The following is a 17,672-nucleotide window of genomic DNA, read 5'->3' as shown; positions in this document are numbered from 1 at the left end:
ATGAGCCAGACGAGAACGGCTTCGGCCACCTATACGACAACCGATATCGAAAACGTCGTTCGGCGCGTGAAGGCAGATTTGGCCATGATCGCCGACAGCACCGGGGCATGGACGCCTCAGCAGGCTGCCGATTACGCCCATGATGTCGAAGTGCTTGCCAAGGCGGGCTACCTCGCGTGGGTGGACGTGACTCTGTTGCAGCATGGCATCGAACTAAAAGCCGCTCGCTTCGATGTCGATACCGACGCAGGAACGCTGAGCACCAGCCGTCCCGGCGGTGTACTGTGGCCGCGCGTCGCCGGCGCTGAGCTGCGGATCGTGATCAGCTACACCAAGGCGTACACGAACGCGGCCCGAGAGGCGATGAGGAGCAAGCTCAAGATCGGCTGGACCACATCTTACGCCGACACCAGCCACTCCAGCCTCAGCTCGTCTGGAGGCCGCAATTATGTCAGCAGCACCTACGGGATGCAGAGAAGGGACTGGGCCGCATGAGCCAGCCCAGCATTTTTGACAGCGAGATGGCGCTCCCGAACGATACGCTGGCCAAGCGTGAAAGGAGCCTGCTCGGCTTCGATCAACGCTACATCCGTGTTCACGACCAGCTTCGTCTCTTGCTGAACGTCGGCGCACTCGGCGAATGGAACAGGAAACACCACGGCGGCAAGCTCGCGCTGTGCGACCTGGTCGCCGAGCAATATCCTTTTGTGATTTTCCACGGCGACGTCGGAACCGGTAAGACGGCGATGGCCGAATGCATCGCCAATCGTCTGGTCGCCGAGGCGCGCAGTTCGGATTCGATGCTGTTCAAGCTGTCGAACCGGGTGCGCGGCAACGGCATGGTCGGCGAAATGGGCACCCTGATCGCCGAAGCCTTCCGCAAAGTCACGCAGTCGGCCGGCAAAAGCCGGCGCGCGATCCTGATCATCGACGAAGGCGACAGCCTGGCGGCGTCCCGCGCGCAGGATCATAGCCATCATGAGGACAAGGTGGCGGTGAACACCCTGATCCAGGGTATCGACGATCTCAGGCAGTATGGCGGGCGGATTGTGGTGATCCTCTGCACCAACCGCCTGTCGGTACTCGATCCCGCCCTGCGCCGGCGTGCTGCCATTATCGAGACGTTTGCCCGCCCCAGCGATGCCGAGCGCCAGCAGCTTTTCCAGATGGACCTTTCCGGTCTCGGGCTCGCTCAGCCTCAACTTGCCGAATTGACGCGGCTGACCGGCGCGCGGGATCGTCATCCGGCCTGGACATACTCGGATATTCGGACACGTCTCTATCCTGCAGCCCTCGCCAAGGCCTATCCCGACCGCCCCTTAAGCTTCGCGGACCTGACGGCGGTGGCGTCGACCCTTCATGCGTCTCCAATCATGGAGGACAAGTAATGGCTCGGTCTCCTCTGTTCGGCCGCCGCATCCACATTTCCGGCAGCGTCGTGAACGATCTGGCGGTCGCGCCAACGGCCGACGTTGAGGCGGCGCGCGAACTGGTTGCCCTGCTGGTCAAGGAACTGGTCAAGCGTGGTGTCAACTTCGTCATTCCCGTCGACGCCGAGCCCAAGCGCAACGTTGATGGGCTGCCTGTGTGTTTCGACTGGCTGGTATGGAAGACGGTGAAAGACAATCTCATCCACCGCCCCCAGAACGTGCAGGGGCCGTTCATCGTCGCCGTGCAACACCACAAGACCGAGGAGCAGATTCCCGACGAGTATCTCGACCTTTGGGACGAGCTTCGTGCTTCGCAACTGATCAAGATCGAGAACGCCGCCTATTGGAACATGAACAGCAAGCGCATGGAGGCGCAGGCGCGTTTCGGCGATGTGCTGATTGCACTCGGAGGCGATGAAGGGGTTCTGTATCTCGCGAACCTCTATCACGATGCCGGCAAGCCGATCGTCCCCCTGAACCTTCCGACTGGCGCCGAAACGAAGGGCGCGCGCCGGCTTTACGCCTTTGGCCTCGCCAGTGCCCAGACGCGCCGCCTGTTCCAGATTGCCGATGACGGAGATGCGCATGACTGGATCAACCGCATCGGGTTTCCGAAACGGCAGAGCATTCCCGATCGGGTTTCTGCCGTGATTGATCTGCTCGAATCTCTTGACCGCCCCAAGGCCTTCGCCGTGCGCTTGTTGAACCCAGACCATGAAGATTACGCGAGCGTGCAGGATTTCTTCGACGTGGTGGCAAAGCCGGTGCTCGAAGATGAGCTTGGCTACCGTCTGATCGTTATCGACGGAGGGCAGACCTATGACCATGCGCGGATCGATCAGGAAATATTCGCCAAGCTCCATCGTAGCAGTGTTGTCCTTGCCGACATCACTGGTGCCCGGCCAAACTGCTTTCTCGAACTGGGTTATGCGTTGGGACGCGGTCTGTCGACCATGGTCACAGCGCGAGAGGGTACAAACCTGCCGTTCGACATCACGACATTCGCCGGTCATCACTGGAAAGCGAACGGCAGCGCCGATGACCGCCGGCGGGCGTTCCGCGAGCATTGGAACGCGATCCGTAACCGTCCGACCCTCGTTCCCGCGGAGCCTCTGATCTCATGAGCAGCCCGCGTGAAATATTTGTTTCGGTCGATGTGGAGACAGCGGGGCCGATACCCGGCGAATACAGCTTGCTGTCGATCGGGGCCTGCCCTGTGTTCGACCCGGACAACGGTTTCAGCTGTGAACTCAAGCCGATAAACGATAATTTTGATCCGAAGGCGCTGGAAGTGACTGGGCTTTCGATGAGAGACCTGCACAATCGGGGAAGCGATCCTGAAGTGGCGATGAAAGCGTTCTCGGATTGGTTGGCGACTCTGGCTCGTCCCAACGACACGCTTGTTTTCGTGGGGTTTAATGCGCCATTTGACTGGTCTTTCGTGAACTACTATTTCCATCGCTTTGCGGGTAAAAACCCGTTCGGGTTCACAGCGTTGGACATCAAGGCACTGTACATGGGAGCGACTGGTTGCTCATGGCGCAATACCCGTTCCAGCTTAATTTCTGAACACCTGAAGCCCGCGCTTTCTGGAACGCACGACGCCTTGAGCGACGCCCGTTACCAAGCAGAGATCATACGATTGATTTGGTCTCTTATCCTTCCAAGGGCGGAAGAGTAATTTCTGCGATCTCGAGTTCGCTTTGGCGAATATAGCCGTCATGCCTTTTGAAATAGATGGCCAAGGCTCGAGCCACTCACAGATAAGCAGAATGGTGGGAATACGCGACCACTTGCGAGAAAGCCCTTCTGACCGCCAGGCATACGCAGAGCTCAAACTGCGCCTCGAAATGGAAAACAGAACGGGCATTGCGGAATATCTGGAAGCTAAGGCTCCGTTCTTAGACGGGCTTTACAATAAGAGCCAAGCATCGGGATAACAGAACTTCGGCAGGGGTCCGCTAAGTCCGCGTCGCTGCCGCCCGGCCGGCAAAAATGCTGCGCCGGGTATCGAACTGCCGGTCTGGTGAATGCCGCAACGCAGCACGGCACCCTTTCGAATGGCGGCTATGGGCTGATTGCGACGGAGTTCCACTCGCTGCAGGTGCAACATTGGCTCTGTGCGTCTGGGTCATTTTGGGCTTTCCTCCGCCATACTCTACACTCAAGTAGACCAATGGCTTAACCGGCCTCGAGTTTCTCGCCAGCCTCTCCAGCAGCTTCCGCCGATCCTGTCATTTCCCCTTCCAATCGCTCTAGATCACCGAGTGCCCGCTCAATCTGTTCGACGTCATCGTCGGACCGGTTCACGTTCAGTAGTTCCACCGGACCGCTCAAATCCATCTCGAGCTGTCTCTGATCGCCCGCCAAGACCGAGGCGCGGACACGCCGAATCGCGTTCGTTGGAATAGGGTTGACGGGGACGTTTCCACCGAGTTCGGTAATATCCATCCTGGCCTCGAAATCGCGTTCCGAGAGGCCCGACCCTCTCGGCGCCGTCGGCATCGCCCGGACACTCAGAGGCAATTCCCCCATCGGAGGGACCGGCCCCTTCGGGAAGGGCAACTCCCCCTCCTGCGCGGCATGGATGCCCTTGAAGAACGGGTCCTCGAAATACACCACCCGTTTCGCCCGAACCGGCATCTGCGCATCCACAACGACAACAATCTCATCGAGCGGCAGGCGGCGCGCCTCGTCCTCCGGCAGGAGCGACACCTCCTCGGTTCTCTCTGATTGACTGCGGCCTTCAAACGGGTTCTTCCCCACGACGCGCGAGCGCGTGACGACCGTCTTGGTGGTTTTGCCCACCGCCTTGCTCAGTTCCTCGACGGTCTTTTCGTCCGAGGGCGTCAGGTAGAGCTTGATCCCGGCGTTCCCTTGCAGAGCCCGCCGCGTATTCTCGCCGTAGATTTCGTCGATGGCCGGGATGGTCTGGGTGACCACCGCCAGGTGCCCGCGATAGGCTCGCAGAACCTCGATGCTCTCGGCAACGATGGGCATCTTTCCGAGGCGGTTGAACTCGTCGAGCATGATCATCACCGGCCAGGGCTCGTCCGGACCCGGCTCCTTGTCCTGAAGCGCGGCAAGCAAATCCGAGAAGAACAGCCGGATCAGCGGTGCGAGTGGTTTCACCATGAGGGGTTGGACGACAAGGTAGACGCTGAACGGCTTCTTGCGGATCGTCCGGAAGTCGAAATCCGATAGCGCCGTGGCATCATCGATTGCCGGGTTCTGCCATTGGTCGAGACCCGAGGTCATCAGGAGCGAAACATACGACGTCAACGTGTCGTTGTTGGTCGAAGCGAGCCGCGTGAATATCAGCCGGGCCGCCGCGTTGCGGGCTTCGTGGGAGCGCGCGAGATACTCTTTCTGCTTCTGCCCCCCCGAGGCGGCAATGCGGTAAATTTCGCCGAGCGTCGGCCGGCGGCGCTGGAAGGCCAGGAGCCCGGCCGCCACGAAGAGATCGATCCCGCCCTTCAGGAGTCCCTGCACCCGGTCGTTGTCATTCTGCAGGAAGAGGGTCGCGAGGAGCTGCAGTTCCATCTGCTGGCGCGCCGGGTCTTCTAGCTCATAGATGCGCAGCAACGGATTGTAGCGATGCGTCCGCATTCCCTCCCAATCCGTCGGCGCAAACCGGAACACCTCGTCGCCTTGCGCCGCGCGATGACGTGCAGAAGCCTCGAAGCATTCTCCCTTCACATCCAGCACAACCGCCGAGCCTTGCCAAGTCAGCAGGTTCGGAATGACAAAGCCGGTGGTCTTGCCGCGTCCCGTCGGCGCCACGATCAGCGCGTGGGGGAAGGTCCTGGAGCAGAGGAACGGTGCACGCGATCCGGGCTTGCCCAGCTTGCCAATGACAAAGCCGGTGCCCGGTTCGCCGAAGAAGCCGTTCCGCTTCATCTCCCGGCGGGTCTGCCAATGGGTGTAGCCGAAGCGGGTGAGCGCCGAGCCGGACATCGCCAGGCTCATCAGGAGGCCAGCCACCCCTGCCCCGCCCATGATCAGGTTGATCAGACGAAAGTCGTCGGGACGGGTGGCACCGATCGCCCGGTAGTTCTGCGCGACATAGAAGAAGTCGATCTCCGCCCGGAAGCCCAGATTGCGGAAGGTGATCACGGCCGAGGCGATGACATAGCCGATGGCGACGGCAATGAGCGTGACCAACGCGACGCCGATGGCCAGACGGCCTTTTCCGAACCCTCCCATCAGTGGATCTCTCCGCGCTCGCTCTCGCCATCAACATGACCGGCGCGGTGGAGCTCGTATTCGCGATCGGCAATCTCCTCGACCACGGCGCGGGTCGCCTCGCTGTTGGCGGTGGCCGCGTCAGACTGCAGGTAGGTCTTGGCGGCATAAAGCCGGTCGAGGCGATCCTCGATTTGGGTCCTCAACACATCCGCGTCCCCGTCCCGCAGCCGGTCGATCTGCGCCGCGTCCAGCTCGCGCTCGACCGCGTCACGGTAGCTCAGACGTTGACCGTCATCCTGGAACGGCGAATGCAGATTGCCGGCCCGTTCATGGTCGACGACCCGCCGAATTTCCGGATCGGCAATCGGCGCGCCCTCGACGGCTTCCCCCTCGCGCTCGCCCGAAAGCCGCCCGTCGCGCAGGTCGAGCGCAACCTCCCGCAACTCGTGTTCGCGGCGGACCTGGTCGATGGCTTCGGTGTCGCGCAGCTCGGTGACGGCCGCATAGGTCGCGCCAAGCCCGCGGGCGAGATGCGACGGCATATCGGGATAGCGGTGGCGGAACTCTTCCGTGACGGCGTCCGCGACGGGCGTCCTCGTATCTCGCCCGTCCATGATCCGGTCGACCTCGCGGGCGATCTCGCGCGCGCGGGCCTCGTCGGTGATCCGCTCCCGGTAGGGTTCAGACCGGTCGATCACGTCGCCCGGGCGCGCGAGCAGTTCGGGATGCGCATCAAGATAGCTCCGTTGCTCCTCCTCGATACGCCGCTCCGCCCGAGAGGCGATCTCCCACTCCCGGGCCTCGATCTGGTCTCCGGTCAGGCCTTCCGCGCGCATGTCCTGGCGGATCGCGCGTTCCATGTCCTCAGTGGCGTCCCGATGATAATGGACCCTCTCCATGACGGTGCGATCTTCCACGACACCGTCTTCGCGCAGGACCCCTGCCCGCTCCAGTGCGACGCCGAGCTGGACATGGGCCCGGTTGAGGGTCTCGCGCGCCGTCTCCAGATCCGCGCGGCGCTCGAGGTTGAGACCGTCCCTCTCGGCCACTCTCGCCAGATCGTCGGCGATCCATTGCCGCTCGAGTGCCGCGTTCTGCGCGCCGGTCTCCATCCGCGCGACGACGACGGACGAACTGATGCCGGTTCCGCGCAGCGCGGTGTCGACCTGCGCCCGCACCTCGGGGTCGCGCAACCGGTCGAGCCGGGCCGCATCGATATTGGTCTCAGAATAGACCCCGCCATCCGAGGGCTTCTCGGTAAGCGTCATGGATCTGCGCCCGAGCGGCTGCATATGCGCCAGCCGCGACTGGATTTCATTGAGACTGCGCTCGAGGCGCGGTCGCTCCGCCTCCGGCTTCTGGGCGATCATGTCCTGAACGCGCTCGACCTGCTCGCCGTAGCGGTTTCGCAAGTCTTCGAACGATTGGTCCTCTGCCATGTAGACGCCCCCTTCCAGAGTGAGTTTGCCGCCCTTCGCCAGAAGCTCTCCGGCACGGAAGAGCGCATTGGCGATGTCCTCGCGATTGTCGGAGGAGGCCTCCGCGGCGAGCGAGTGATAGACGATCCGCGTGTTGGCTATTTCTGCGAGGGCTCGGTCGAGATCGGCCCCGACCCGTGGCCGCGGTTCCGCGGCCCGCCCCTCGTCCTTCGCCGAATAGACCTCGCGGGTCCGCGGCGGATAGTCGACAACGCCGCGATCCAGGCGCCTCGTGGCCTCCAGGCGCACGCCGAACCTCTCCGCCTCCTCGACCATGGCGAGGCGGAAATCGTCGTAGTTAAACCGGTGGTCGCGGCCGAGAAAGAAGAACTCTCCCTCCTGCGATCTGCGATTCAATACTATATGGGCGTGGGGGTGATCTCGGTCCTCATGCACCGCGATGATGTAGTCGAAATGCCCCTCTTCGGACTGGAAGAACCTCTCCGCGACAGTGGCGGTAATATCGCGCACATCCTGGCCCCGTGTACCGATCGGATAGGACATGAGCAAATGCGTCGTCTGTCCGAGCTTGGGCTTGAACCCCGCACTCCAGCGCTTGGCGAAGCGGTCTGTCAGGTCCTTGATCTCGCGCGCCTCGAGCTTCGTTTTCCCGTCCAGGAAGCCACTCGAGTCGACGATATGGGAAGACTTGGTGGTCAGGTATTCGAGCTGGTTCATCAGCTGCGATTTCGTATGCGTGCCCCCTCCTCGGATCGCCTTGAAGACAGCCGCACGATGCCCTGCGGCTGCCCGCACGAGTTGCTTCTGCCGACCGGCCTGCAGGCCCTGCATCGAGCCGCGGATCCGACTCCAGCCATCCCGGAAAATCTCTCCGGTGACATCATGGACGGCATCATTCAGCCGCATGGGCGAACTCCCTCAATGCGGCCGTCGCCGAAAGCTGCATAGAACCCCGACGGCGGCGTAAAAGCAGGTCGATCTCATCAGCGGAATCAAGAATGAACCGCGCCAACCCGCGCATCTGGGCAAGGCGCAGTTCGGACAACTCGGCGATAGCGCCATCATCCCCTGACCGTACTGCCCGGTTGGCTTTGGTCATCTGTTTGGCGATCTGCACGACGCCGTTGCCAACCTCGTGCAGGGAGGCCCGGTAGCGCGCCAGCTCACCCGCCAGCACGGCGTCCGGAACAAAGGTTCCCCCCGCCGCCTGGATCAGCCGCCTGACCCCTTCCGTGCGGTTCCCGATGCCGGCCGACGCAAGGACCTCATCGAGAGCGGCAAGCTCATCTGGCGTCAGCTTCACCGTTACCGCGGCCGTCGCCATGGCCGCATCGCATTGCCGATCTGCGTCGGCCTTCAACGTGTAGCGCACGGCACGTGCCGTCACTCCGAACCGCTCCGCCAATTCTGACGTCCCGACTCCGTCTGCGGCCTCACGGACGATCTCCGCACGCTGTGCTTCTGTCAGTCTCCTGGCCCGGGTCATTCGGAAGAAAGCCCCCCTATTTCCTGCCACCTTCATTCAAGGTCGCCACCATCTTACGAAACTATATATATAGGTCAATGCTATATTATTGGATTGAGCCTCCAGGCGACCTTGAATTCCGCTTCAGGCAGAGCACCGCAGGTGCGAGAACCGGCCCGAAGGGCCGAAGGAACCGAACCATCTCCAACCGCAACCCAGCCGCCTTCTCGCCTGCCCGCGCCCGAGGGTCTGGCCGAACACGCATGTGTTCGGACGGAAGCGAGGGGCGGCGCATGACCTCACCGACAGGGCTGACGGACAGGGTCAAGGGTGGCCAGATTTGGCGCGCCAAATCTCTGCCGAAAAAACCGGCGGGCGCAGCCCGACTGTTATTCCGGATGGCCCCCTTGAGGCTGGCCGGCAGACCTGTTTCAGGCAATCTCTCCTATCCCCCGTCAGGACCGCACGCGGTCCTGACACCTTCCCGGGGACACCGGTCGAAGGCCGGGGTCTCCAGACCCGGCGCAGCCTTCCCCGGACCGGGGAAAGGGCCGCCCGTGGGCGGCCCATCCTCGTGAGAGGATCATTCCTGCGGTTCCTTCGAGCTCGGCGGGAACATCACCAACTCCTGGACTGCGACGGGGAAGTCGAGCTTGAGGCTGAAGAACTCCGAGCCATCTCCGTTGCGGGTGTTGCGGAACATCGCGCCGACGCGTTGGAAGCGGGTGCGCACCTCACCTTCGCTGTCGGTGAACTTGACGGGAACGGTGGCGACGTAGTGATTGGTCATTTGGGTCTCTCCTTTTTGCGATGGGGATCGACCGGCACGGGGGACAAGGGCCGGCCGCAAGTGCAAATTCGGAGGGTCCGCGCGCTTGCGCGTGGAAGCCGTATTTGTGCTTGCCGGAGCGTGAGCGGAGGGAACGGCCGGCCCGACCCCGTGCGATCCACATCAATGAGCAAGGAGGAGAGACCCAAATGACCGCTGCCATCACGCAGGCGCTACTGGCCTTGTTCATGTCGAGATGACGCGCCCGGTTTGTTCACACCGCCACGCGCTGGGGACGGGGTCCGAATTTCTGCCTGCTGGGAGGCTGGGTTCTTGAACCCGAAGGTCGGCTTCCAGCTTCGGGCATGAATGCGTGTGGCTGTCCGCATGGCACGAGACCCAATGCCAAACCGCCGAGGATGGGCAGCTGGCAGGGGATCTGAAAGCACAGGCCCCAGGAGGAGGCGGTGTTGGATAGCAGTACGATCAAGGGTTCCAAGAGTGGTCTGCTGGGGGCACGAAACACGGCGGCCATCGCCGCCTCGGCAATCACGCGCCGAGGCGCTCGAGGATCGCCTTCGTCGCCGGCATACGCTTCAGCGAGTTACCGATGTGCTCCTGCCAGCGCGGGCCAACCTCAAGGGCAGTGGCAACGGCCCGTGACAGATCATCGGGACGGTCCTCGGCCATCGCCTCGATTAGAAACGCCGCCTGCTCGCGATCCTTGGCGGACTTGAGGCTGCCTGCCCCGTCGCGGCGCCGGTCGGCGATGATCAGTTTGTGGATCGCGTAGCGCTCCGGGCGTGGGACCTGCACCAGAATGCCGGACCGATAGATGACGGCGGCGTGGACCGGTTCGGCGATCAGGAAGTTGAGGTAGTTCAGCCCCTGCGCGCAAACGCCGAGAGCGGGCAGATCCCGGATGGTCTCATCTCCAAAGGCCGGCGTCAGGAACTCGACCAGCTGGCCGCTACCGCCCTGCGCCCATCGCCAAGTCCGCCCCCGGTCGAGCCCGGGGACCGGATCGAACTTCAGAGCCGAGAAGGTCTCGGCCAGACCCGGATCGACCTGATCCTGCAATGCGACGCTGAGCTTCTCAAATTGTGCGATATCGATATCACCGGTGTTGGCCATACCGCCCAGGGGGAGTCGAATGCCAAGCTCGCCTTCATAGAGCCGGAAGGCATTCGTCCCGACGATGGTACCGCCCAGCCGGAAGGTCCCCGCTGCGGCCATGGCAGACAGGATGGAGCCGGTCGCCCGGTCGGTGGGCGTCATGCCTTCCGCGCGCAAAAGCCGAACGAGCCGAGACCTTTCGGCCTGTCGGTCCTTGGCGGTCGCGCGCAGTTCCTCGATACGGTCGATCCGTGCTCGTGTCTCGTCGCTGTCTTCGCCGATATAGAGGAAGCGCATCGCGGTTCCAACACGGCGAGCCGCGTACCAATAGGCCTTGTCGCCGCGCTCCTTGAGCGTCGGCTTGCCTTCAACGCCGGACAAGGCGTCATCCTTCAGGAGCCGCACCAGATCGGTATAGGCGCTCATCGCGATGCTGCTGAGTGAGGTCATGCCAATCATTTCCATATTTTGCTTGGCACACATATACCTATCAAAACATGAAACTGCTAGGCAAAAGGATTTGGGGGCACCACCACGACCATGAAGAACGACGAAAGGGCCGCGCTTCGCGCGACCCTCTCTCCTTCACTCGTCTGCTGACGTCTTCGCCGGATCGGCGACCCGCATCACCGTTAGGCCTTTGGCTTCCGCCTTCTGCCCGAGATTCAGCGCAACCCCGTTGCCGCCGAAGAGCACGACGCCCGTCGCCGCGAATTTGTCGTCCAGCATCTCGTCGTTGCACTTGAAGGGTGCCGCCCGCCCATGCGCGGACCAGCGCGGGTCGAACCGCGCCTGCGCGACACCGCGTGCGCGCGCCCACCGGGCCGCGATCATCTCGGCGCCATGCTTGCCGCCCTTGTGGCAGAGGAAGATCTCCTGGTTGCGGTTCTGCCGGATCCGCTCCCGAACCTTGTCGAGCGTCGAGAAGATGACGTCGACATCGGTCCAGTCGGTGGCGCCCGATACGATCAGGGGAACCCCCTCGACCTTCGACCTCGCGGCAGTCTCCCGGTCGTGCTGTTCGAGCAACTGCCGGGCCTCGAAGACCGCCCCGGTCTCCTGCGCGCGAGCGCTCGCCCGCGATCCCGATGCGGGGATGAAGGCATGTCCGGTCTCTACCTCGTAGCATTCCGCCGCCGCCTCGCTCATCACCTCGATGGCGGCGACGATCTCCCGCAGGTACAGGAAGCGGGCCTGCGCTTCTTCGAGGGCCGTCTCCGCGATCTCCGATCCGTCATGGGATTTGGCCAGAGCACCGATTTTGTCGGCGGTGCGGTCGAGCTCCTTGCCGAGAGCGACCTTGCGCCGCTGCAGGATGGTGGCGAGCCCGTGCGCGAGCGGTTCGATCTCGGTCTCGAGACCGGTGCCGCGCAGCTGACCGAGCAGGGCCTCGAAGGTTTCGCGGATGATGCTGTCGGTCAGGATGTGATCCTCGGGGATCGGCAGCTCCGCGCCTTTCTCCGTCAGGCCGAAAAGTTCGATGGTCTCATAGGCGTTCGCGTTGTCGTAAGTCATGTTGGTGTCTCCAGATGTTCGGGGAACCACCACGGGAGTGTGGTGGCATGGCCGTACGTCTGGCTTCCGAATCTGCCTGGGTCAGGGACGGCGCAGCCGCCGGCTTGCCGGGCGCAAAAGTTTTCGAGGCGCACCGCCGCCGCCAACGCGACGGCGCGCACTGGACTGACCTGTCCATGCACCCCGCCCTCGCCGAAAAGTTTTGCGATCCTTGACGCGGGCTGATTTGGGGGCCATCCGGAGGATATGCTTCCGCACTCATGTGTGTGTGTTTTGACGGTAGGTTTGCCCGACACGAGCAGGCAAACGGCGTGACCGGACGCGGGAGACGGATGGAGCGGCGGGATCGTTTTGCCGCGCAAAACAGACCAAAGCGCAATCCGTCGGAGCGGCCGGGGAGCGACGTGCTCGCGAGACGGGCAAACCGGGACGCCGGGTGCAACGCCGCGGTGAGGCCGCATGGCCGAATGCGCGATCGGCCAAGGGCCGATATCTCCCCTGGGACCTGGCGTACCGAGCGGGGGAGGCCGCAAGGCACATGCGGTGGTTCCCTCGGTCGGGCTGACCGGCTTGCGATACATCGCAAAGCCCAGTACTCTATTGGAGCACCGAGGAGTATGCCATGAGCGTTCAAAAGCAATCCGTCAGCTTCACCGATACCGCCTTCGCCTTCGCCCGGGAATTGGTCGAAGCCGGAGAATATCCCAATGTGAGCGCGGCGGTTTCGGGGGAACTGGTAAAGGCCAAGGCAGAACGTGAGCGCGAACGGGCGGTGCTCGAAGCAGAACTTGAACGGCGTCTGGCTCTGCCGCTCGACCAATGGGAACCGATCGGCGACGCCTCCGATGTCACGGCCGGTGCACGGGCGCATCTGGCCGCGAGGGTCCGCAAGACCTGATGCGCTTTGTCCGACATCCGTTCTTCGGGCGGGACCTCATCGGCATCGTCGATCACATTGTCGAAGTCACCCAAGGCGATACCGGAGCAGCTCTTCGGCGCCTGGATGAGGTCGATGCCTTGCTGCAATCGATTGCAGACAACCCGACAACTGGCACGCGGCTTGAAGGAAGGCTCGAAGGGTGGCTCGTGCGACATGGCGGGTCCGGCCATCGTCTGACCATCGTTTTTAGGCCGGATGTCGAGGTCGGCCAGATATACCTCGCGCTCGTGGCCTTCGGTGGCCGGGACTGGATGAGGCTGGCGTCCACCCGGTACATGTTCCCGGATTTCTAGTCGGACATCATCCCGGCCGCCCGCATGCTGAAAGCGTTTTCCTCCCGTCCGAAGCCAACGATGATGTGATCGTGGATGGTGATCTCCATCACCCTGCAGGCCTCAACGATCTTCCGGGTCAGCTCGATGTCGGACTGGCTCGGATATGGATCGCCGGATGGATGGTTGTGACAGAGGATGAGGGCGGAGGCATCGAGAACGATGGCAGAACGGAGAACCTCGCTGACATAGACCGGAACGTGATCGATGCTGCCGCGGGTCATGATCCTGTCGCGGATCAGCTTGTTCTTCCGGTCCAGCAGCAACACCCGGAACACTTCGACCCGTTCGCGGACGGCATTGAGCGCCAGGTAATCAGTCAGCATGGTCCAGGACTGCAGCGCGGCGGTGGACCGGGCATGCCTGCGCAGGATATCTCGTGCAGCGTCGATGGTCGCAATCTCGGCCTCGGAGAAACCGGACCCGCGCAGTTCGGTGATCTGATTGGGGTTGCGATGGGTCATGCTGCGTCCAATCGGCTGAGGGTTTCGCGGAGGCTCGTCCCATCGGGACGCAGGGTGTGGCCGATCTCGTCTTCGAGCGCGATGTAGGTGGAAAGGAGATCTGGCCTCAGCCGAGCGGCGCATCGCAGATCCGCGAGCGAGGACATGATGCAGAAGCTGCAGGACATGCGCGACATGCCGCGGCCATAGGCCCAATGCGGATCCTGCCCCGCGGCGGCGATGGTGTCGAACACCTCCCGCCGGGTCAGGCCATGGATCGGCAGCCAGTCGATCCAGGTTCGGCCCGCGACACTGCCCCGCGCGTTCCGGTTGACGACGGGACGGCTTCGACGCACGGCGCTCTCCTCGGCGCGCACCCCCATCGCACTGACGATCCGCCCGGCAAAGCGGGGATTGGCCGCGAGATAGCGGCGCAGCTCGCGCTCGATCGGGCCGCGCTTCTGATCGGAGGTGCATTGGCGGTATCGTGGAGATGGGAACATGCCCCGCGCCCGGACCATCTCGAAGAACGACCGGCGGGGTCTTGCGATGACCAGCGGCAGCCCGAACGTGGTCTTCCGGATATGGCTGATGGTCTCGGGCCGTTCCACGTCGCCGAGAGTGGCGTGGACGATGAGCAACTGGTCGCGCGGGATGCCGGCCTCGACCAGCCTGATCGTCATGGCCTGGCTGTCCTTGCCGCCGGAATGGTTGATCGCCACGAGGGCGCCGCGCTCGATCATGTCGTTGATGTCAACCGGAATACGCATCGGAGCCTCCGAACATGGCGGTCCAATTGTCCCCGGCGGGCAACTGGTCCCGGCGTTTCAGGGCGGCGAGACGGTTCATCAGATCCATGATGACCGGCGTCGTCGGGTGATCCGCCCGATGGCCTCGCTGCGGTCGGGCGAGGCCGGGATGTCCGTATTTGAGGAGGTGAAGCGCCGCTTCGAGCGATGGGACATGCGCCTCGCGGTCGATGAGGTCGCGGGACAGAGCCGCCGCATGGGCGGCGTAGGTCCGGTTGCGCGCCGCACTCAGCTGGCGCCTGCCGATCCGGTGAGCCACATCGACCCATTCTGAGACGTCGGACCAGGTAAGCCGGGTGCCGGGCGTGGTGTATCTACACTGTGTCATGGGAAGCCCTCGATCCTTGCCGCTCAGATCATGCCAGCGATGACGAGGCCCAACTTCATGGAGGGGCGGCCGCAGGCCTCGCAGAAGCCCGCACGCTGGTCCGGTTCGAGATCGGCAGTGTGATCGCAATCAGGCGCCATGCAGATCGCGGGCACGACACTGTCGAGCGCATAGTCTTCCAGGAAGTCCTCGACTTGCGAATAACCTTCGGTCTCGGCGAGCGCGACCAGCTTGGGATGGGAGAGATTGAACATTGCTGTCGTCCTTCTGTCGGGGTGAAACGAGAAGAGGGGAGCCGCGCTGCCGCGGCTCCCCTCACGGGACCTGCCTCTTGCGGGCAGGGGACACGGGCCGGTCGGAGACAGGACCGGCACTGCCCGTCAGGCCGTTTCCAGGGAGGAGGATCAGGCCTGCACGGGCGAAAGCGCCCCGGTTGCCCGGGACGCCCTCTCGCTGCGGTACCGCTGTGTATCAGCCCACCAGAGCGAGGCCGGTGTTGTCCGACCGCTCCTGGCCGGCGCCCTCGACGAAGGGAATGATCGAGAAGGTCTGGCCGCCGCGCTGCTCCTCGTTCTGCACTGCGTTCACCCGCAGATCGCCATCGGGCGTGTTGATCAGGAGCGAGACGTAGTCGTTGCCGGTCCGGTTGCTCTTCGCCATCCAGGCCGAGCCTACGCGGATCGGGTGGCCGCGCGGCGAGCTGACCTCGATCCGGTAATCGGGATGGGTCTCCTCGGTCTTGAACTCGTTCTCGATGAGCATGAAATCGAGGTCGAACATCATGTTGGCGATGTAGCCAGCGAAAGCGTTGTCGGCATCCATCGCGGTCAGCTCACCCGAGATCGAGCCGGATTTCATGGTGCCGTTCGAAACGAGCGGGATGATCTCGAATGCGCCGGTCATCGACTCGCGAGCTTCCTTGGTCTGCACGGCGTTGACACGAAACGGCCCGAGGCCGACATCGATCTGCATCGAGATGTAGGGATTGCCGGTGGTACTGCCGGTCTCGTTCCAGGCCGTGCCGATACGCACCTTGCGGCCGGATTTGTTCACCGCCGTCACATCATAGTCCGGGCTCCGCTCGGACATTTTCGTCCGGGTTTCGAGCTGAATGGCGATATCGAACCGGGTGGAGTGGATCATGCCGGAATAGGCGGTGGCTGCGGTCTCGGCGTTTTTGGTCAGGGTTCCTGCGAACATGGGTCTTCTCCTTGGGTTTGCCGCTGCCCGGCTTCCTGCCAGAGCACGCGGGATTGCTTTTCGACCCCCCTTGGGATCGCAAAACCCGAAAGCCTTCTCTCCTTTCTCTCCTGACCGTCAGCCCGGCCCGACGCTGGAAAAGGTTTCCGGCGTGGCCCCACGCACCTCCCTACCCTGCTCTGCCGCGGCGCCATGGTCCGGCTCTGAAATGAAGAAGTCGGCCTCGTCCCCGTTCAGCCGTCGGCCGCTCCGGTCGGTCAGACCGATCGTGCTGCCGTTCCGCACAAAGGTGATGAGGTAATGGCCGAGGCCATCCCGGTGAACCCGATATCCCTCATTCGCCCAGTGGACGAATTTGCCGACATCCACGGCGGCCTTGATCTCCGCGATGTTCATCTGAATCTCCATTTCCAATGTTCGTGGCAAAAACACGGGAGGCCCGATCAGATGATCGGGCCACTGTGCAACCGCATTCGATCTACCAGTCAAAGACCACGAGATAGGGGACTGGCGGGACGTCCCGATCGAAGAGGACGTAGTCGCAGCCTGCATCCATCGCCAACGCCATGACCGTCTTGAAGGCGTCGCAGTCGACGCCTTCCTGCAGATCGGCGAGCGTCTCAGGGACAGAGAACAGCCAGCCATACTCGTTCCGCATGGTCGGCGACTTGGCGAAGACCTCGTTGTCGATGTCCTGCGCGGTTTGCGCGGGCAGATGTGCGGTGCTGCAATCGTAGAACCTGCGGACGTTGCGCATCATGAACCCCTCGCCTCCATCCAGTCCTTGAGGCCCAGGATCGTCTTGCCGGTGGCCACCTCGCCCAGCCATGTCGTCCGTGGATCGCCGACGGGCTCTTGTGCCTGCCGGTCGATATACCCATTCGCCATCCAGGGTTCCGGCTGAATCCGTTTGAGCCAGTCGCCAAGCGAGGGGATGCAGCCCTGGCAGTCCTCGCGGACATGCTGTTCGCCGATCCAGCGGGTCGGAATGACGCGACCCGCGCTGTTTGTCAGCGATCGGCCGAACTGGCGCTCGAGTTCGAAGATCCCGAGGGCATGATGACGGTGGGCTCTGTGAACAAAGAGCGCGAGGTGCTCTTTGGATGAGTCGAACCAATCATGCAGGCATTGATAGTCGGACGGCTTTCCGCCGAACTTCCGCGCGGAGCTTTCGGCATGATGCAGAGGATGGGCCATGTTAGAGCCCCTCGTCATGGCTATGGCAGGTCTCGACATAGCGGTCGGCGTGATCGAGCGAGATGCTGTCGGCGGTGACATCCCAGGTCAGCGTGCCATAGCCACCCTCGTTGTTCTCGAAGCCGGGATGCTGGTGATAGGCGACGGCCCAGGCGAAGTCGCCGAGCTTCGTGGAGAGATCGTCGGGGAGCTCAATCCCCGCAGGTTGCACCGTCACGTCCTCGATATTGCCGGAATCGCCGTAGCCTTCGTATTCGGCGGTCACCTCAGTGATACCGAGGCCGCGCAATTGCGGGAGCAATTCGCCCCTGGCGGCCTTGTTCGCGGCTTCGCGCTCGGCTTGCCATCTCGCCATTGTCTCGGCGAAGTTCATCTGGGGATCGGTCATGGGTCTTGTCCTCGTGTCTGAGATGGGGAAGGCGCCGAGCGGTCCGCAGACCCGACACAGCGGCGGAACGCGAGGGGACAAAGCACCCTTCCGCGTTCCCCCCTGACCGAGAG

Annotated in this window: 23 protein-coding genes; 8 read left to right on the top strand and 15 right to left on the bottom strand. The window is 63.0% G+C overall.

The annotated features are described in order from the left end of the window. The 5 genes from ACFO5X_RS19400 to ACFO5X_RS19380 are packed head-to-tail and all read left to right on the top strand — an operon-like array spanning position 1 to position 3,370. Positions 1 to 495: an HORMA-1 domain-containing protein gene (locus ACFO5X_RS19400; protein WP_380720030.1), complete on the top strand. Its 495-nt coding sequence runs from the start codon at positions 1 to 3 to the stop codon at positions 493 to 495. After that, the gene (locus ACFO5X_RS19395; RefSeq protein ID WP_380720028.1) at positions 492 to 1,388 is read left to right on the top strand and encodes an AAA family ATPase; all 897 of its coding nucleotides are present in this window, start codon (positions 492 to 494) and stop codon (positions 1,386 to 1,388) included. Before ACFO5X_RS19400 ends, ACFO5X_RS19395 begins: the two co-directional genes overlap by 4 nt. Further along, complete coding sequence (locus ACFO5X_RS19390) at positions 1,388 to 2,554, top strand: hypothetical protein (protein ID WP_380720026.1); 1,167 nt, start codon at positions 1,388 to 1,390, stop codon at positions 2,552 to 2,554. The genes ACFO5X_RS19395 and ACFO5X_RS19390 overlap by 1 nt, the downstream gene beginning before the upstream one ends. Then, positions 2,551 to 3,111: a 3'-5' exonuclease gene (locus ACFO5X_RS19385; protein ID WP_380720020.1), complete on the top strand. Its 561-nt coding sequence runs from the start codon at positions 2,551 to 2,553 to the stop codon at positions 3,109 to 3,111. The genes ACFO5X_RS19390 and ACFO5X_RS19385 overlap by 4 nt, the downstream gene beginning before the upstream one ends. A 40-nt stretch (positions 3,112 to 3,151) precedes the next feature. After that, positions 3,152 to 3,370, top strand: a complete 219-nt coding sequence (locus ACFO5X_RS19380; protein WP_380720134.1) for a GrpB family protein — start codon at positions 3,152 to 3,154, stop codon at positions 3,368 to 3,370. Between the two features lie 241 nt (positions 3,371 to 3,611). Here the strand turns inward: ACFO5X_RS19380 and ACFO5X_RS19375 are convergent, their stop codons facing one another. The 6 genes from ACFO5X_RS19375 to ACFO5X_RS19350 all read right to left on the bottom strand — a co-directional run bounded on the left by ACFO5X_RS19375 (position 3,612) and on the right by ACFO5X_RS19350 (position 11,922). Further along, positions 3,612 to 5,636, bottom strand: a complete 2,025-nt coding sequence (locus tag ACFO5X_RS19375; protein ID WP_380720018.1) for a type IV secretory system conjugative DNA transfer family protein — start codon at positions 5,634 to 5,636, stop codon at positions 3,612 to 3,614. After that, entirely contained in the window at positions 5,636 to 7,963 is a 2,328-nt protein-coding gene (locus ACFO5X_RS19370) for a relaxase/mobilization nuclease domain-containing protein (RefSeq protein WP_380720016.1), read from the bottom strand. Before ACFO5X_RS19370 ends, ACFO5X_RS19375 begins: the two co-directional genes overlap by 1 nt. Next, positions 7,950 to 8,543 (bottom strand): helix-turn-helix domain-containing protein, encoded by a 594-nt coding sequence (locus ACFO5X_RS19365; RefSeq protein ID WP_380720132.1) that lies wholly within the window; start codon positions 8,541 to 8,543, stop codon positions 7,950 to 7,952. Before ACFO5X_RS19365 ends, ACFO5X_RS19370 begins: the two co-directional genes overlap by 14 nt. Positions 8,544 to 9,105: 562 nt before the next feature. Further along, positions 9,106 to 9,312, bottom strand: coding sequence for a hypothetical protein (locus ACFO5X_RS19360; RefSeq protein WP_380720014.1), 207 nt, complete (start codon positions 9,310 to 9,312; stop codon positions 9,106 to 9,108). A gap of 528 nt (positions 9,313 to 9,840) precedes the next feature. Next, positions 9,841 to 10,833, bottom strand: a complete 993-nt coding sequence (locus ACFO5X_RS19355) for a nucleotidyltransferase family protein (protein WP_380720012.1) — start codon at positions 10,831 to 10,833, stop codon at positions 9,841 to 9,843. A 159-nt stretch (positions 10,834 to 10,992) separates the two neighbouring features. Further along, a complete protein-coding gene (locus ACFO5X_RS19350) occupies positions 10,993 to 11,922 on the bottom strand; it encodes a DUF2493 domain-containing protein (protein ID WP_380720009.1) in 930 nt (309 codons plus the stop codon). A gap of 47 nt (positions 11,923 to 11,969) precedes the next feature. Between ACFO5X_RS19350 and ACFO5X_RS19345 the strand changes: the two genes are divergently transcribed. The 3 genes from ACFO5X_RS19345 (at position 11,970) to ACFO5X_RS19335 (ending at position 13,155) form a co-directional block, all read left to right on the top strand. Further along, the gene (locus ACFO5X_RS19345) at positions 11,970 to 12,137 is read left to right on the top strand and encodes a hypothetical protein (RefSeq protein ID WP_380720007.1); all 168 of its coding nucleotides are present in this window, start codon (positions 11,970 to 11,972) and stop codon (positions 12,135 to 12,137) included. A 407-nt stretch (positions 12,138 to 12,544) separates the two neighbouring features. Beyond that, on the top strand, positions 12,545 to 12,820 hold the full coding sequence (locus tag ACFO5X_RS19340) for a hypothetical protein (protein ID WP_380720005.1): 276 nt from the start codon (positions 12,545 to 12,547) through the stop codon (positions 12,818 to 12,820). Beyond that, on the top strand, positions 12,820 to 13,155 hold the full coding sequence (locus tag ACFO5X_RS19335) for a type II toxin-antitoxin system RelE/ParE family toxin (RefSeq protein WP_380720003.1): 336 nt from the start codon (positions 12,820 to 12,822) through the stop codon (positions 13,153 to 13,155). The genes ACFO5X_RS19340 and ACFO5X_RS19335 overlap by 1 nt, the downstream gene beginning before the upstream one ends. Here ACFO5X_RS19335 and ACFO5X_RS19330 read toward each other — a convergent pair. The 9 genes from ACFO5X_RS19330 to ACFO5X_RS19290 all read right to left on the bottom strand — a co-directional run bounded on the left by ACFO5X_RS19330 (position 13,152) and on the right by ACFO5X_RS19290 (position 17,559). Then, the gene (locus ACFO5X_RS19330; RefSeq protein WP_380720000.1) at positions 13,152 to 13,658 is read right to left on the bottom strand and encodes a JAB domain-containing protein; all 507 of its coding nucleotides are present in this window, start codon (positions 13,656 to 13,658) and stop codon (positions 13,152 to 13,154) included. The genes ACFO5X_RS19335 and ACFO5X_RS19330 overlap by 4 nt on opposite strands. Further along, complete coding sequence (locus tag ACFO5X_RS19325; protein ID WP_380719998.1) at positions 13,655 to 14,407, bottom strand: phosphoadenosine phosphosulfate reductase domain-containing protein; 753 nt, start codon at positions 14,405 to 14,407, stop codon at positions 13,655 to 13,657. The genes ACFO5X_RS19330 and ACFO5X_RS19325 overlap by 4 nt, the downstream gene beginning before the upstream one ends. Beyond that, complete coding sequence (locus ACFO5X_RS19320) at positions 14,391 to 14,774, bottom strand: hypothetical protein (RefSeq protein ID WP_380719996.1); 384 nt, start codon at positions 14,772 to 14,774, stop codon at positions 14,391 to 14,393. The genes ACFO5X_RS19325 and ACFO5X_RS19320 overlap by 17 nt, the downstream gene beginning before the upstream one ends. A gap of 23 nt (positions 14,775 to 14,797) precedes the next feature. Then, a complete protein-coding gene (locus ACFO5X_RS19315) occupies positions 14,798 to 15,028 on the bottom strand; it encodes a hypothetical protein (RefSeq protein ID WP_380719994.1) in 231 nt (76 codons plus the stop codon). Positions 15,029 to 15,245: 217 nt separating this feature from the next. Further along, a complete protein-coding gene (locus tag ACFO5X_RS19310; protein ID WP_380719992.1) occupies positions 15,246 to 15,974 on the bottom strand; it encodes a DUF736 family protein in 729 nt (242 codons plus the stop codon). A 117-nt stretch (positions 15,975 to 16,091) separates the two neighbouring features. Beyond that, positions 16,092 to 16,370: a hypothetical protein gene (locus ACFO5X_RS19305; RefSeq protein WP_380719990.1), complete on the bottom strand. Its 279-nt coding sequence runs from the start codon at positions 16,368 to 16,370 to the stop codon at positions 16,092 to 16,094. 82 nt (positions 16,371 to 16,452) lie between these two features. Next, on the bottom strand, positions 16,453 to 16,734 hold the full coding sequence (locus tag ACFO5X_RS19300; protein ID WP_380719988.1) for a DUF5983 family protein: 282 nt from the start codon (positions 16,732 to 16,734) through the stop codon (positions 16,453 to 16,455). Beyond that, a complete protein-coding gene (locus ACFO5X_RS19295; RefSeq protein WP_380719986.1) occupies positions 16,731 to 17,171 on the bottom strand; it encodes a DUF6915 family protein in 441 nt (146 codons plus the stop codon). Before ACFO5X_RS19295 ends, ACFO5X_RS19300 begins: the two co-directional genes overlap by 4 nt. A gap of 1 nt (position 17,172) precedes the next feature. Further along, the gene (locus ACFO5X_RS19290) at positions 17,173 to 17,559 is read right to left on the bottom strand and encodes a DUF6878 family protein (RefSeq protein ID WP_380719984.1); all 387 of its coding nucleotides are present in this window, start codon (positions 17,557 to 17,559) and stop codon (positions 17,173 to 17,175) included. Positions 17,560 to 17,672: the final 113 nt, after the last annotated feature.

This window comes from Seohaeicola nanhaiensis (genome assembly GCF_042654245.1).
Lineage (GTDB): Bacteria > Pseudomonadota > Alphaproteobacteria > Rhodobacterales > Rhodobacteraceae > Seohaeicola_A > Seohaeicola_A nanhaiensis.
Note: the sequence above shows the minus strand (reverse complement) of the source record. Positions and strands in the feature narration are given on the sequence as shown.